We start from the raw sequence: 14,057 nt of genomic DNA on the forward strand, positions 1-14,057 counted from the left end.
AGCGCTTCATTAGAAAGGTTTTGGCGGCCTTTATTTGTCTGCAGGTAAGTCTTCAACAGCTTTTGGAGTCGTAAGAGATATCTTTATGAGGGGATAGAAGGCTCGGAGGTTGTTGCTTAGCTGGCTAACATGTTGGCTAGTTCCTTCGCTAAAAATTTTAATCATTGCGTGCAAGTCTGGCCATGCTAACAATTTGTATTAATGCGAAAAAACTATGTAAAGACTAACTTTATAGGCGCTTATCTGGTCATGCATAGTTCACAACAAATTGCATCAACGACTTTAGAACTGAAATCATCACTGAATGGTCCTGACTGACCACAATGGTTCATGCCGGAAATTTCATAGCGAGTCAGCTTCCTTTTGCGTTGCCATCGATTCCAGTTTGACAATGGCAACAGTGGAGAACGCCCTGGGTAAGCCACTTGACCAAGAGCCGCAACAGGGTCTTTCCCGCCAACGACCATAGCCACACGATTGATCTCTTCTAAAGCGCCATTCCCACTGAACACTCCACAGACAGTGATCACTTGTACTGGAACACGACAAAGTTGTTGCAAGATCTCCGCTGTCCCAATAGCCATCTCTCCTCCTCCGCTGTAACCCACTAATACCAGGCGCACAGCTTGACTGGGATGGAAGCCAAGCGATTCAAGACGTCGGGCGATTTTCAAGGCAAGCTCATAATTCATCACCGGGCCATAACGGCGGTCAGAGGAAATTCCCACTTTGATCACATTATTGGCTTGTACACAAAAGGCGCTTAGAAAACGAACTAATGAATTGGGATGATGCTCTTGTAGAGAAAATAATCTTCGCCAGAACCACTTGCTGTATGAATCTGAACGCAGTGCAACAGGCCTGATTGTGTAAGCCTCAATGCCTTTGACTAAAATAGACTCATGATCAATTCCTTCTTCTAGTTGCGAGAGGAATCGACTAACCCGTGGAGGATGGTCTTCTTCACTTTGATGAATGCCATCCAGGTAAATGATGTAATGCCGATGTCCAGAAATATCCGGGGATCGTTCAGCAAATAGATGACTTGGGTTAGTAAGACCATCAAGCCACCCTTCCCAAAAGACAAAGTCAAGCATCACTGAATAAATACCTGACAGAGGGACCAAGATGATCACCAGAAGTGCCGCAAGCTTAAGAAGCTCATCAATCGATTCGCTGGTTACTAATGCAATAGCATCGCGACGAATCACAGCTAAGCACAGGAACAAAAGGATGGCTGAGGCCAGCATCAAAACAACAACTGTCCTGCGGCTTGTAAGCAGCAGCTCACGATGATGGCGAAGTGAAGATCTAGTCTTAGTCATGATCTCAGATCAGATCTAACTCAATGATTGAGAGCCATTTCTCGTGCTAGTTGGGCGTAACTTGATTTCCACCTCTGAGCGAACAAGAGCGCAATTAAAACAAGTGCCAAGGCAAAACCAGGAAGGGCCATGATCAAGCCATGCTGGAGAGATATACCATAAAGAGCTTTTAATAAAACAACTACATTGAGGTGAATCCATGCGAAAAGTGTTACAGCAATTAGATCACTAATATAAGGAGCTCCGACAAGAATATAAAATAATCCTGGCCAAATTGCTGGTAGTATATGGTTTGCAAAAGTAATCGGATGTAAAGGCACAGCCTTTAGAGAAGTAAGGATCAAGCTGTCACAGAGAATCCCCAATAGAAAAGCTAGGCTTAGGCCTAGCGCATCAAAGAATAAATGCACGGCAATTTGAACAGGACCTAAACGATTAGCAAGAAGAGAAAAGAAATGTGCTGCTGACATTGAAAGGCCAACTGCCAGCAACAATTCAACTCCAGCCTCCATTTTAAGCAGCACCTCAGCCATGGAATCAAGGCCTTGACTCAGTCCGCTTAAGCCCTGCAGAAGAGCATCAGGCACGACGCATCTCCGGACGATTTACGATCCATAGAACAAAAATTGAAAGAATTGCACTGTAGAAGCACCACACTGAATTGAAAGCCATACTATATGTAAACAGTGTCAGAATGATAGATAATACAATTAATACTCCGAAGAGTTTGACGGCTTTGTCTTTCAGAATCAGCAAAGGAATAACAATCCAACACCAATAAATTAGTTCTCCAATAGGCTCTGTATTGATGAAATTATGGAAGATGGTGTTGACGTTGTAGACGATCCTTCCGCCTGTCACTAGTCCTGGCTGGATCAACGGTGGATGTACTAATAAAGGCAGCCAGAATGAGATTCCAAGGATGGAACCAATAATCCAAACCCAGCGTAAAGCTCTCTTGACTCCTTCACTTTCGGAATGACGCCCAATCGAGTATGCGCTCCATGGAATCCATATCATCCAGAAGCAATAGGCAAAAAATAGAAAGCCAACAGAAGTAATTGAGGTGAGAGGTTCGACCGGTGAAGCCACTGTTTCTCCGTGACCCAATCCCACCCATACAAAACCCTCAATAAATTGCTGTAGCCCGAAGAAGAACGGTACTAGGGCTAGAGGTTTGTAGCCGGGACGTTTCGCTTCAGACGCAAGATGGTGGGTATAAAGCCCTAAGGGCATGAGGACCGCTGCAGCCGTAAAGCTGGCTGACGCTGAGAAACACATCTGTGTGCTGGTTTATGAGTATTCGCTCAGTTTGGTCAGGTAACTCGACTTCGCCTAGTTAATGACTGAGAAGCTTTGAAGTCAGCAACTTCAATGCCAGCGGATGAGACATCAATTGTTGATGCGTGATTACTGGAACGGCCTGTTGCTCACCCACTGGTAATACGGCTTGCCAGCCTGGAACAACCATGACATCCCATCGACAGAAATAACTGCTGCATTCAATGTCTTCTAAGGCTGAAACGTCGCCGTTGAGCTGACGCAGTAAGGGGCTGCCGCGCTTCATATCCGCTAAACCAGCAAACAAACAGGCGGGAATCCACTGGGCTGTGATGGTGCCTCGCTGTGGACTTCCTACACTCAGAAAACGATGCGTTCGTCGTGATCCACCTAGTTGTTGCAGCCAAACTCGACTGATCACCCCTCCCATCGAGAATCCAAGTACATCGATAACCGTCTCGGTCCCCCACTGCTCAACGATGAGCTGATCCAACGTCTCAGCCAGCTTGGAAAGCGGAACAACTCCCAGGCGATGAGGCAGATGGGGGATCTGTAGAGGTAGCTGATGCTGTTCGAGTGCCTTCACCAACCGCCTAAAAAGATGCGGGGTATCCCAAAGACCATGTACAAGCACCAATGGTCGACGGGGTTTATCCACTGATGCGACATGCGTAAACATCGCTAAAAGCCTTGACAAAGATCAGGGTGTTGGCCAATTGCGACACCTTTCAACAGCCACACTGCCACTAAACCCAGGCACCGGAGCAGCACATTTACGCACAAGCACTCGCATCGGCACAGGACCGTAGAGATCTTCCAAGAGCACTAGCAATCGCTCGCTGAAGTGTTCGATGGTGAAACACTTCAGTTCAAAGGAGAGTCGTTGCATTGCACCAATAGCCAAGCTGTAGTCCGCAGTGGCATTGAGGTCATCATCCAGGGCAGCCTTGTCAAGGTCTAACCAAAGGCTGAAATCCAAGCTGAACCACTGCCCTTCACGCCTTTCATGGTCAAGCACACCCACGTGAGCCCACAAGCGCACATCGTTAACATGAATGGCTCCTAAAGGGAGACGATTGATCACAGCGATAGGTCCCGGTGAGTGAACATGCATTCACCATTGGCATAGTCCGCCACAATGTGGCCGTGTCCACGCAACCGATAGCGATAGGTCACCAGCCCTTCCAAGCCAACCGGCCCCCTTGGAGGCAGTGTTTGAGTACTGATTCCAACCTCGGCTCCAAAGCCATAACGGAATCCATCGGCAAAACGCGTGGAGCAATTGTGAAAAACACCGGCACTATCGACAGCTTGGAGAAAACGCTCAGCCGTCTCCTGATCATTGCTGACAATCGCCTCCGTGTGACGGGAGCTATAGCGACGGATGTGATCCAGGGCTCCCTCTAGATCAGGCACCACTTTCACTGACAGAATCAGATCGAGATATTCCGTAGCCCAATCCTCTTCACTTGCTGACTCTTCTACTCCTAAAGCCCGGCTCGCTGAATCCCCAAGCAGACGAACCCCGGCCTGACGAAAGGCAGGAATTGCAAGCTCTAAAAACGACGGTGCAATGGACTGATGAATGAGCAGAGTTTCAATAGCGTTGCATGCTGCGGGGTACTGGGTCTTGCTATCGATTGCAATCTGTAGGGCCTGCTTCAGATCCGCCGCGGCATCGAGATAGAGATGACAGATTCCGTCCGCATGACCAAGAACCGGAATTCGTGTGTTGTCTTGAATGAAACGCACCAGTTCGTTGCTGCCGCGAGGGATGATCAAATCCACTAGGCCATCAAGGCGAAGTAGGGCAAGGCTTTCCTGGCGGGTCGTGAGTAAGGCAATTGCCTCGGGATCGATCTCTGTTTCAGCCAGACCATTCTTCAACGCCTCAATGATGGCCTGATTGGTGTGTCTTGCTTCGCTGCCGCCCTTGAGAAGTGCGCCATTGCCAGAGCGAATTGCCAGTGAAGCGATCTGAATTACGGCATCTGGGCGCGCCTCAAAGATTACCCCCAGGACTCCAAGAGGAACGGTGATGCGCTCCAGCACAAGGTCTTGATCCAGTTCACGATGCAACTGACGCAAACCAAGGGGATCAGATAATTGAGCCAACTGCCTGAGCCCCTCGATAGCCGAATTGAGTTTGCTTTGATCAAGCTTGAGCCGCGCCATCAGGGCAGAAGCAAGTCCCTGAGTTCGAGCCTTCTCAAAATCGAGTTGATTAGCCCTCACGATCTGCTCAGAGCTTGACAGCAAAGCATTGGCCATTGCCATCAGGGCCTTACGCCGCTGGTTGTCATCACTTTGCCCAAGAGCCATGGCTGCTTGCCGCACCTCTGCTGCAAGTCGCAGCAACTGGGCGGAAGGCTCAGGGACTCCAGGAGAAGTTGTCATCACAGCGCGGCACAGCTGTGCTCATCATTACGCCTCAAGGGGCATTGCCGACACTTAAGAGACGTTGAAGGGCAAGTCGAGCTGCTCCCAGGCGACCAGCTCCATTCCCAAGGGCACAGGAGCGAATCTGCAAACCCTCTCTGCTCACAGCTTGCACCCGCTTCTCTACTTCCTGACGGACCGCTGGTAGGAAATGAACTGCTCCACCTGCAAGACCTCCTCCGACCAGCACCAGCTGAGGGGTGAAAACATAGACGAGAGAACTGATTCCCACCCCGAGTTTGCGGCCATAGGTTTCCCAGATCTCGAGAGCCTGGCGATCGCCAGAAGCAGCTCGGTTACTTAATTCTTCTGGGTCCCCAGCCCATAGACGTTGAAGGGCGCCAATGCTGGCGTATTGCTCTAGGGAGCCTTGGTTGCCACTGTTGCAGCTGGGACCTTCCGAATCCACCCCAATCAGACCAGGCTCGGCTGCAGCCCCGTTATGACCGACAAACAATTGTCCCCCAAGCATGACGCCCCCACCTACTCCGGTGCCAAGAGTGAGCAGAACGACGTTTTGAAAATCTTGGGCCGCGCCCTGCCATGCTTCACCAACGAGAGCACAGTTGCCATCATTTGCCAGGGTGACGTGCCGATTCAGTCGTGGTTCCAACCAGTCGGCTAAAGGAACCTCCAGCCATCCAGGTAGGTTGATACAGACCCTGGCAACCCGCCCTTCAGCATCCATTGGTCCTGGCAAGCCCACTCCCACAAATGCAGCATGATGGCTTGGATCAACAGTCTCGATAGCTTCGCAAATAGCAACTGTGACAGCACCTGGCACCGAGGGTTGAGGGGTTGGCAATTCGGTTTCTGCCAACAGATTGCCCTGCTGATCAAATCGTCCTAACTTGATCGCGGTACCTCCCAAATCGACACCGATGAACTGAGCTAAGTCGGTTGCCAACTGGTCAAAAGCGGAAAAATAATTGCAATTGGCTTTGCCAAATTCCCTGGCTGTCTACAGAACCTGAGAGATTCATGCTGGGACTGATTTGATAAGTAAGGGTGCCTTGCGGAGGAATATCGTTGCGGTCTGGTGTCGCCAAAATAGAAACGTTAAGTCGCTTAGTGATATCAACACCAATGTCTGTGACTAACTCGAGCGTGGGTGGGACTTGCCCAGAAACGCGCTCTTGTTGACTCGTCACAACCGGCGAGACGTATGCAGGATAAAGGGCAATTTGCATTCGTTGACTGAAAGCATCAGAGATTGTTCCAAGAACAGGCGTGAGAAGAGATTGACCGATCACAGTCGCTAGTGCCGCACCACCATCTTCTCCCGACAACCCTGCCAGTGAATTTCCTCCAATTAACCCCAGCAATTGAGCACGTGGCAGTGACGGCGAGCTGCGTAAGTCAATGTTTTGGAAAAGACGATTTGCAGGTCCCTCGGCCTTCACCATCACTTTGATCAAGCGGAACTGTCCTCCGGCCCGAAGAGCACCTGTTCCATTGGTATCAAATACATTCGCTGATGCGGCGTTACTGTCGGTGCCGATGCTGATGCTGTCGGAGACCTGGCTGTTCATGGCGACATCAACGTAAGGGATTAGGCCCAGAGAAGGAGTAAACACAGCGACATTCGCAGCTCGCTGATCAAGACTGAAGAACGTCGTAAACAGATTCAGCCGCCCATTCAGTAGCCGAATCACCCCACGAGCCTGAAGCTTTGGATCTAGGGGACCATTCAAGCTGAGCAACCCTTCTGTACTGAAATTGGCCAGCGCATTAGCAGTGATGCGCAAATTTGGCCCCAGCTTTAAACGCAGGTTGTCGAAGCTGATAGAGGGGATGTTGGGAATCATGGAGCTCAACATCTTCCTCCGACTGACCTCTACATCTGGTCCAAGCAAGATCAAGGGTTTCTTGAAATCCCACTGCTCCTCAAGCAGGGTGTTGGCATTAACAACTTTGGGGCTGCTGGAAGTCGCTATCACCTCTCCGGCTCCAGGCCTTTTGGTGGATTGAATGGCAGAGTTGATCGGTCGCAGAAGCCCTGAGCCGGTAGGTGAGATCGTTCCTTCTTTGATCGTGAGCTCACCGCCAATCAAGGGTTTCAGCAAGGCACCCGTGAACTTGAGCTTGGCGGCCACCCCTACATCAGCCTTTGGCAACTTAAAACGGGACTTACTGATTTCGATAGTCAGGGGCTGGTCTTCAGGTGCAGGGCGAAGCAAGGCAATGGATCCCGCACCTTGCAAGATGCCCTTCGAGCCAATCTTTGCTTTGAGACGCTGCACCTCAAGGCGATTGAAGTCAAAAACCATGGCAGCCTCCAACCCCTTGACAACTTGTTCCATGACGACGAATTCGCCGTTTTGCATCACCAAAAATCCATTCGCCTGAGGAGCGCTAAGGCTGCCGCTAAACAACAACTTGAGGTCGGAGTTACCGCCCTTCCAGGCGACCGCACCTTCAGCAAAATCAGCCAGAAAATGTAGGCCGTCGCCGTGGCTCTCAACCCTGACGTCTATCGGCAAGGAGGGATCCAGAGGCACTTGACCGGTAATGGTTACAGCCTCTTTGGAAGAAGAGCTTCGCAGCGCCAAGTCGAGGTTCAGGAGGGCATCATTCAAGAGAATTTGTCCTTTGTCCAAGCTCAATGTGCTTTCAGACAACCTGGCGGTTTCCATCACTAGATCAGCTGTGATCTCAGGGGTTCCCCGTCTGAGGTTGTATCGACCCGAAAGTCCTAGAGCGCCCCGCAGTGCTTGAGGTAGAGGTGCGACCAACGAAAGCAGAGAAAAGGGAACGTGAAGCAGTGAAAACGACCCTTCCCCACCATGCAGTGGTCCTTGAATCGAGGCGAAAATGGGTTTGACTTGTAGGGCGTGATCCTGATCCTCACCTTCTGTCCAGAGATGACTGCTGGCCTTTAGCCCCAGATTGAGCTTGGCCAGATCGGGACCCTTCAGATCGATCACCGCATCAATCTGCCCACGTAGATCCTCTGGATGGATGATCTTGCTACGACGATTTCGCTGGTCGAAACGATTGACGGAAGCCTGCGCCGCTGCCAAGACTTTGAGCTGATCATCTAGAGACCTTCCCAAGGTTTGCATCAACAGAGTGCCCAGATCTTGGGCTCGCCCAATCGAAGCTGGAAGAACATCATTAAAATTAGAAAGTTGCTCTGCACTAGAGATCAGCCAACGCGCGCTTAGACCGCGTGCCTTTGCCTTGGCAGAGAGTTCGCCACCAAGGCGACCTCCCGCTGCAAGATTGATCTGGCCTGTATCCGCTGGTAGCAGCTCACCAGTCAGCTTGTAGCGCTGGTTGGCAACCCTCCCCTGCAGCAAAGCCTGTTGAAATTGCAGACCCATCAACCTTGGATTGCTGATGGTGACTTGGCCTTCCATGGCCAGGGGCTGAAGGCCCAGGCTGCCTGACCCGCTGAGTTGACCATAAACGCCTTCAAATCGCTGCTTTGAAGACAGGGCCGCCTCAATCCCATCCACTTTGAAGTTGTTCAACTCCCAGCGATAGCGAGCTGGGGTGCCGTTTAGCGAGAGACGGCCATCGCCACGGTTAATCGCCAACTCCTGTGGCAACCAGTCGCGTCCCAATCGAGCTGAGAGCTGCCCAGGGATCACAGCCCCCACTGATCCCATCAGCAGAGTGCTACCCCCAGCAGGGAGTCCGGCCAAGTTCCCTTGCCAATCTTCCAACAACCGCAACCCTCCAGCTTCTGGATTCACTACCCGGAGGGAAAGATTTGGACGAAGGGCCGAGAATGGCCCTCTCACCTGACCCGAAGCAGCAAGGGTTCCAGCCAAAGAGGTGCCGAGAAGCGGACCAACACGAGCTAAAGGGAAAGGATTCAAATTCAGATTGGCCTGCAGTTCTCCACTGCGTAGGCGTCCTTGATCAACTGAGAGAGGCAAGTCCGCCACAGCTTTGAGCAGGGGACTGTTGAACTGCCTTAAGCGGAGCAAACCGGAATCTGCTGACCACCCCGCTCGCAGAGACCAGGTTTCCAGCAAAGGATTACGTTGCTGAGCAAGGCTTAGCTGAAGTTGGGGGCTCGATGAAGGGCCCTCAAGCTGAAGCTTGCCTTTGATCAAGGATTGGCTGCCGAGAAGATCAGCAAGCACAGGGATGCGCTGCCATGCAGGTCCTGCAAACTCCAGGCGCTGGGTGCTCAGCCCTAACTCGGGATAGAGGGGGCCCCTTGCGCGGACCTGAAGACCTGGACCAAGAACATCAAAAGTGTCAATAAAGGCCCTGAAGGCCTTGGGATTGCGCCAGTTGGTGCGCATCTGCAAGTTCAGTTGCAGCGGACCATCAACGGGGATCTTTGGGGCAAGAATCCAGCGGCCACTGGCGTGCAGATTGGGCTCATGCCAAGGTCCATTGATCCGGGCTTGGAAGGCATGCCCTTGTTGCCGCTGGTTGACCTTGAGGTCGAGGTTGTAGGAGTGATTGAGATGAGCACCTCCCTTGAGAGAAGCGGTCCAAGGGCCGTAACGCCATTGGCTGAGAGGTAACTGAAGACGATCTTGACGACAGTTGATCTTGGCTTCACGAGATGAGAGTGACTTTTTGAGGGGACCACCCGCTAATTGGAATCGAACCAATGACAGGGATCCCTTGCAGTCCATACGTCCCTGATTAAGACTCATTTGGAGGTCACCGCCAATCTGACCCTGCATTTGCATGGGCAGTGTTCCCGGCAAAAGCCCCTGCAATGGTTTAAGGCTGATTTGGTCCAAACGAGCATGGGCCTGAAGCTCTAAACGATCCCAACGCCCACGGCCCTTTAGGAAGAATCTTCCACGATCTGGCAATACAAATTGGACAGACCCATTGGCCCATCCCTCCGCCAACTGAAGGTCTGCCCGTGTGGTGGCGGTGAACTCCAAGTTTGCCGGTTCGATCCGGACCCTGGCGGGCTGAGTCAACCGCAGCTGAAGATCAACCTTTGGGGGAGGCTCGCCTTTAGATGGACCAGGGACCCAGTAGAAACCCTTCTGATTACGACGTAGCGTTAACCGTGATCCTTCAAGGGTGAGTACGGCAACGGGTCGCAAACGGAACAGGCTGGCCATTGGGGCAAGACTGATGGTTAGACCAGAGAGCAATGCGGTGGAATCGTCATGACTTCCAGACAGCACTTCAGTGGGACCAATGGCCATACCCCAGGGCCGCAGGCCCTGATAGGCACCAATTTTCAAAGGATGGCCTAGAGGTTTAGAAAGCTGTTGCTCCAGTTGCGGACGCAGACGTTCAAGAAGGGCAGCAACAACTCGATCGGCGCCAACCCAAACAACCAAGCTGCTGGTTAGCAGTAGAACAGCAGGGCGTTTCCATCGCCCTTTAGCCAAAGATTGACTCTTCTCTCCCATCGATTTGAGTCAACCTTCCTGGGAGCGTGCGAAATATAAGTAGTTCTCCTGAGGTTCACCAGTCCATGTCTATTCCAGAGGTGATTGAAACCGCAACCGGATGGCTTGCCTGGTCAGGCCTAGCCCTAATCCTAATGACCCTGATTGCTTTCTTGGTTCGTTGGGGACAACGCTTCCGGCTGGTGGGAGTGACCAGCTTCAACCTTCTTCTTTTGGCAAGCTGTTGGGCTTTTAGCGTGAGCTATACCCCCCCCCTCAAGGTGGAAGGAGCTCTGGTGGTACCCGTGGTGTTTGACAACAGCACGGACCTTGTTGTCGCCCAGGCCCCCGACGACTTTCCCGATGAAGCGGTCGAAGCCACATTGGAGCAACTAGCAGGCAACATCCATCGCGGTGGATATAACGGCAGTGAAGTGCATGTGCGGCTACGCAGGCTGGAATCGGTTGGAGAGGGTGTCAGTCAACCCGTCATCCTCGGCGAAGTCATACGCGACTTGCGTCAGAACATCACGCTGCCATTAGCCGAAAAAAGTGATGCAGGTTGATCAACCTCTGGGAGATTTACCTCAGAGCTTTCGTGACGAACAAGCCCTGCTCGTGGCCGCAGGGATCACAACATGGAGCGCATTGAAACGCCTCGAGGACCGGGAACTCAACCGACTTGCTAAGGGAGGGCTTGCGACGACACGCAACCTGAAACGATTGCGAGGCATGGCGGCACTTGTTTGTGATCTAGATCTAGAACTGGCGGATGCTGCCTTGCTGATCCACTCCGGGCTAGCCACTGCAGCCGCTTTGGCCGCTGTGACTCCACAGGATGTTGTGCATCAGACGGGACGGTTACAACGCCAACTCAATAACCATCGACAATCGAGCGTGGACCTAGCTATGGCGAATCGCTGGATCCAGCTTGCTCGTACTAGGCAACTGCAGAACTGACCTAGCGAAGCCCCACAATCCCGACAAGAGTGTCTCAAATGATCACAGCGTGCATCTTTGGGACCAATGCGCTATTTGCCAGCGCTGATCGTCGTAGCCCTTGTCAGTGCTTCGGATGTCAAGGCGCAGTCCAGCCTTCTTGAAAGCGTCAAAAACAACCCAGGCGAAGCGCGCGAATTGTGCAGTCAATTTAAGGCTCTCAATACCAAAGGGGTTTCTGCTTATTCATCTCAAGCGATCTCAGAAGTCGCCCGCCAACGCAATCTCAGCTCAAATAACGCTGAGATTCTGGCCACCTATGTGATTGGAATGAACTGCCCGGATGTGCGTTGAAGGTCGAACGAGCTCTGGATCCGTGAACTGGCACGATGCCTGGCTGACACTCTCTGACGGGGTCAAGCTCGTTGCCAGGTTATGGGTCCCGAAAGGTGAGGGACCCTGGCCTGCTCTATTGATGCGTCAGCCCTACGGACGTGCGCTCGCCTCAACTGTGACTTACATCCATCCTGGTTGGTGGGCAAGTCATGGCTATCTGGTCGTGGTCCAGGACGTACGTGGGCAAGGGGATTCCGAAGGGCACTTCAATGGCTTCCTGCAAGAAGCTTCTGATACCACTCAGACGCATGCATGGGTTCGGGAGTTACCAGAATGCAATGGCCGCCTTGGAACCTATGGGTTTTCCTATCAGGGCCTAACACAGCTACTTGCTGAACCCGGGACGCCACCACCGGACTGTCTGGCCCCAGCGATGGCAGGAGTTGATGAGCGCAACCATTGGAGTTGTGAGGGAGGTGCTCACTGGTGGCATCTTGGCTTGGCCTGGGGGCTGCAACTTGCAGCACTACAAGCTCGTCGATGTGGCAACTGGGAAGCATGGAGAGAGCTTCGCCGCAGTTTGGAAGACGACAGCTACCTGTATGAGGGTCCGGCACTTCTGAAACGCCACGATCCCGATGGAATGAGCTTGAGATGGCTACATCAAGCGAGCCAAAACGATCAAGACTGTGTTGTACACAAGCCCTTGGATTCCTGGCTTCGTCAACCGATGCTGCTTCTGGGTGGCTGGTGGGACCCCCATTTGAATGGCCTGCTTGATCTCTATCAACGATCAAGCCAAGTAGGTGGTAGTCCAGAACTTCACATCGGTCCAGCGACTCACCTGCAGTGGTGGCCTGATGCGCAGCAACTTCAGCTGGAGTTCTTTGATCGCCATCTGCAATCTTCGAAAGCCTTAACGAATTCAAGACCCCATGGGCGGATCTGGAATATCACGTCTTGTTCTTGGCAGACATTTGCAAGCCCCACCCTGACCACAACATCAGCCCATGCCGGCTGGAGTCTTGTCAGTGGAGGGATGGCCTGCTTGGACCCCTCAGAAGGCACCCTGCATCAGAACAAGAAAGGTGGCGGCGTGGTTTATGTGGTCCATGACCCTTGGCGACCGGTTCAAGCAGTTGGAGGACATCTCAGCCCAAAACCAGGAGTTGCTGAGCGCAGCGCCGTGGACCAGCGCGCCGATGTAGCTACCTTCACAACCACTGCTTTGCAGGAACCTCTCCAACTCAATGGGATCCCATTACTGCAGCTGACAGTGCAGTCAGATCAACCGGGATTTGACCTTTGCGTTGCCCTCTCCGTTGTTAATCTCAGCCACAGCGAGGTAAGGCAGCTCTCAACAGGTTTTCTGCGTGTGCAAGGAGAGCAGGCCCTGCGCATGCTGCCGCGCAAGGTGAAACTTCAACCAATATTTGCAGACCTGCAGCGAGGAGAACATCTGCGCCTATCTCTCGCAGGTGCTGCCTGGCCGGCCATTGGTGTCAACCCAGGCCACGATCGTCATCCCTGTGGCCCTCCAGGACCCCATTGCCAAGTGGTGACCATGACACTGCAGCTCAATGGATCCAAGTTGAGGCTTTTGCCATGGAACTCCGGCAAAATAGATTTCGATTTGCCCCAAGAGTTTTGAAGCTGTCTGTTTGCCTGCTGAGCCTATCCCTTGGATTGCCCATGGGCTTGAGTGCACTAACCCTTCCGAATGTGGCAGCGCAGGAGACCATTCAAAAGACCACCTTGAGCCCTGCTGAGGCGACAAAAACAGCGCAAATCCTGCTCAAGGCATTAGTGGTGCAAGACGCGAAAACCATCTATGGCCAACTTTCAGAAGCCCTGCGCAGCACCACCACCACTGAACGGATCCAAAAACGTCTGAAAAGGCGTCCTCAAGTCAAGTCAAGTCGCATTGTCGACGTCTCACCAGGCATAGACGACACCACTGTCGACGCCATGGTTCAGACCATCGATGGCGACGTCCCGTTGATCATGGTTCTCGATCAGAAAGGGAAATTGATCGCATGGAAATGGAGTGGTGAAGCGTTGCCGATTGAGCAATCAGCCATTGATTTCGTTGACGATTTGGTATCTGCTCGCTGGATCGCTGCGCGCTCCTTTCTTGAACTGAGCTTTCAACAGGAGTTGAAACCACAAGACTTGCAACGCAAGTGGACAAAACTCAATCGCGTCAGCGGCGGTTTCCAAAAGGTGAAAGATGCGATTGTTGCCAGCCAAGGCGGGGAACAGCAGCTGGTTTTAGTGACCATTGAGTTTGGCGATTTAACAGACAACCTTTTTGTCATTTTCAACAGTCAAGGGGAGATCATCAACGTGGATTTCTCAGCTGATCTGGTCTGATTGATCAGCGTTCGCTGATTCAACTGCTCCCTCTGGT

Annotated in this window: 13 protein-coding genes; 5 read left to right on the plus strand and 8 right to left on the minus strand. The window is 52.3% G+C overall.

Annotation, left to right across the window (positions count from 1 at the left end):
• Positions 1-239: 239 nt before the first annotated feature.
• The 8 genes from SIB68_RS01300 to SIB68_RS01335 are packed head-to-tail and all read right to left on the minus strand — an operon-like array spanning position 240 to position 10,393.
• A complete protein-coding gene (locus SIB68_RS01300; RefSeq protein ID WP_063399347.1) occupies positions 240-1,325 on the minus strand; it encodes a hypothetical protein in 1,086 nt (361 codons plus the stop codon).
• 20 nt (positions 1,326-1,345) lie between these two features.
• Positions 1,346-1,858 (minus strand): hypothetical protein, encoded by a 513-nt coding sequence (locus tag SIB68_RS01305; RefSeq protein ID WP_063399409.1) that lies wholly within the window; start codon positions 1,856-1,858, stop codon positions 1,346-1,348.
• A 46-nt stretch (positions 1,859-1,904) separates the two neighbouring features.
• Entirely contained in the window at positions 1,905-2,606 is a 702-nt protein-coding gene (locus tag SIB68_RS01310; protein WP_063399348.1) for a hypothetical protein, read from the minus strand.
• Positions 2,607-2,664: 58 nt separating this feature from the next.
• Complete coding sequence (locus SIB68_RS01315; protein WP_063399349.1) at positions 2,665-3,285, minus strand: esterase/lipase family protein; 621 nt, start codon at positions 3,283-3,285, stop codon at positions 2,665-2,667.
• Positions 3,286-3,306: 21 nt separating this feature from the next.
• Positions 3,307-3,720, minus strand: a complete 414-nt coding sequence (locus SIB68_RS01320) for a dihydroneopterin aldolase (protein WP_063399350.1) — start codon at positions 3,718-3,720, stop codon at positions 3,307-3,309.
• Entirely contained in the window at positions 3,687-5,003 is a 1,317-nt protein-coding gene (locus tag SIB68_RS01325) for a glutamate-5-semialdehyde dehydrogenase (protein ID WP_063399351.1), read from the minus strand. Before SIB68_RS01325 ends, SIB68_RS01320 begins: the two co-directional genes overlap by 34 nt.
• Positions 5,004-5,037: 34 nt before the next feature.
• The gene (locus SIB68_RS01330) at positions 5,038-5,952 is read right to left on the minus strand and encodes an ROK family protein (protein ID WP_063399352.1); all 915 of its coding nucleotides are present in this window, start codon (positions 5,950-5,952) and stop codon (positions 5,038-5,040) included.
• A gap of 4 nt (positions 5,953-5,956) precedes the next feature.
• Complete coding sequence (locus tag SIB68_RS01335) at positions 5,957-10,393, minus strand: translocation/assembly module TamB domain-containing protein (protein ID WP_063399353.1); 4,437 nt, start codon at positions 10,391-10,393, stop codon at positions 5,957-5,959.
• Positions 10,394-10,458: 65 nt separating this feature from the next.
• Between SIB68_RS01335 and SIB68_RS01340 the strand changes: the two genes are divergently transcribed.
• The 5 genes from SIB68_RS01340 (at position 10,459) to SIB68_RS01360 (ending at position 14,020) form a co-directional block, all read left to right on the plus strand.
• A complete protein-coding gene (locus SIB68_RS01340; RefSeq protein WP_063399354.1) occupies positions 10,459-10,938 on the plus strand; it encodes a Ycf51 family protein in 480 nt (159 codons plus the stop codon).
• Positions 10,928-11,332 carry a DUF4332 domain-containing protein gene (locus SIB68_RS01345; RefSeq protein WP_063399355.1) on the plus strand — a complete coding sequence of 135 codons (405 nt, stop codon included), beginning with the start codon at positions 10,928-10,930 and terminating at the stop codon, positions 11,330-11,332. The genes SIB68_RS01340 and SIB68_RS01345 overlap by 11 nt, the downstream gene beginning before the upstream one ends.
• Positions 11,333-11,398: 66 nt before the next feature.
• Entirely contained in the window at positions 11,399-11,665 is a 267-nt protein-coding gene (locus tag SIB68_RS01350) for a hypothetical protein (RefSeq protein ID WP_063399356.1), read from the plus strand.
• On the plus strand, positions 11,655-13,298 hold the full coding sequence (locus SIB68_RS01355; RefSeq protein ID WP_063399357.1) for a CocE/NonD family hydrolase: 1,644 nt from the start codon (positions 11,655-11,657) through the stop codon (positions 13,296-13,298). The genes SIB68_RS01350 and SIB68_RS01355 overlap by 11 nt, the downstream gene beginning before the upstream one ends.
• Positions 13,253-14,020, plus strand: a complete 768-nt coding sequence (locus SIB68_RS01360; RefSeq protein ID WP_063399358.1) for a DUF3887 domain-containing protein — start codon at positions 13,253-13,255, stop codon at positions 14,018-14,020. The genes SIB68_RS01355 and SIB68_RS01360 overlap by 46 nt, the downstream gene beginning before the upstream one ends.
• Positions 14,021-14,057 lie beyond the last annotated feature (37 nt).

The organism is Prochlorococcus sp. MIT 1323, assembly GCF_047304905.1.
Lineage (GTDB): Bacteria > Cyanobacteriota > Cyanobacteriia > PCC-6307 > Cyanobiaceae > Prochlorococcus > Prochlorococcus marinus_D.

Coding starts and splice junctions, on each gene's coding strand:
- SIB68_RS01305 (WP_063399409.1), bottom strand. CDS start 1,858: ATGGCTGAGGTGCTGCTTAAAATGGAGGCTGGAGTTGAATTGTTGCTG.
- SIB68_RS01335 (WP_063399353.1), bottom strand. CDS start 10,393: ATGGGAGAGAAGAGTCAATCTTTGGCTAAAGGGCGATGGAAACGCCCT.
- SIB68_RS01350 (WP_063399356.1), top strand. CDS start 11,399: ATGCGCTATTTGCCAGCGCTGATCGTCGTAGCCCTTGTCAGTGCTTCG.
- SIB68_RS01340 (WP_063399354.1), top strand. CDS start 10,459: ATGTCTATTCCAGAGGTGATTGAAACCGCAACCGGATGGCTTGCCTGG.
- SIB68_RS01325 (WP_063399351.1), bottom strand. CDS start 5,003: ATGACAACTTCTCCTGGAGTCCCTGAGCCTTCCGCCCAGTTGCTGCGA.
- SIB68_RS01310 (WP_063399348.1), bottom strand. CDS start 2,606: ATGTGTTTCTCAGCGTCAGCCAGCTTTACGGCTGCAGCGGTCCTCATG.
- SIB68_RS01315 (WP_063399349.1), bottom strand. CDS start 3,285: ATGTTTACGCATGTCGCATCAGTGGATAAACCCCGTCGACCATTGGTG.
- SIB68_RS01355 (WP_063399357.1), top strand. CDS start 11,655: ATGTGCGTTGAAGGTCGAACGAGCTCTGGATCCGTGAACTGGCACGAT.
- SIB68_RS01300 (WP_063399347.1), bottom strand. CDS start 1,325: ATGACTAAGACTAGATCTTCACTTCGCCATCATCGTGAGCTGCTGCTT.
- SIB68_RS01360 (WP_063399358.1), top strand. CDS start 13,253: ATGGAACTCCGGCAAAATAGATTTCGATTTGCCCCAAGAGTTTTGAAG.
- SIB68_RS01345 (WP_063399355.1), top strand. CDS start 10,928: ATGCAGGTTGATCAACCTCTGGGAGATTTACCTCAGAGCTTTCGTGAC.
- SIB68_RS01320 (WP_063399350.1), bottom strand. CDS start 3,720: ATGCATGTTCACTCACCGGGACCTATCGCTGTGATCAATCGTCTCCCT.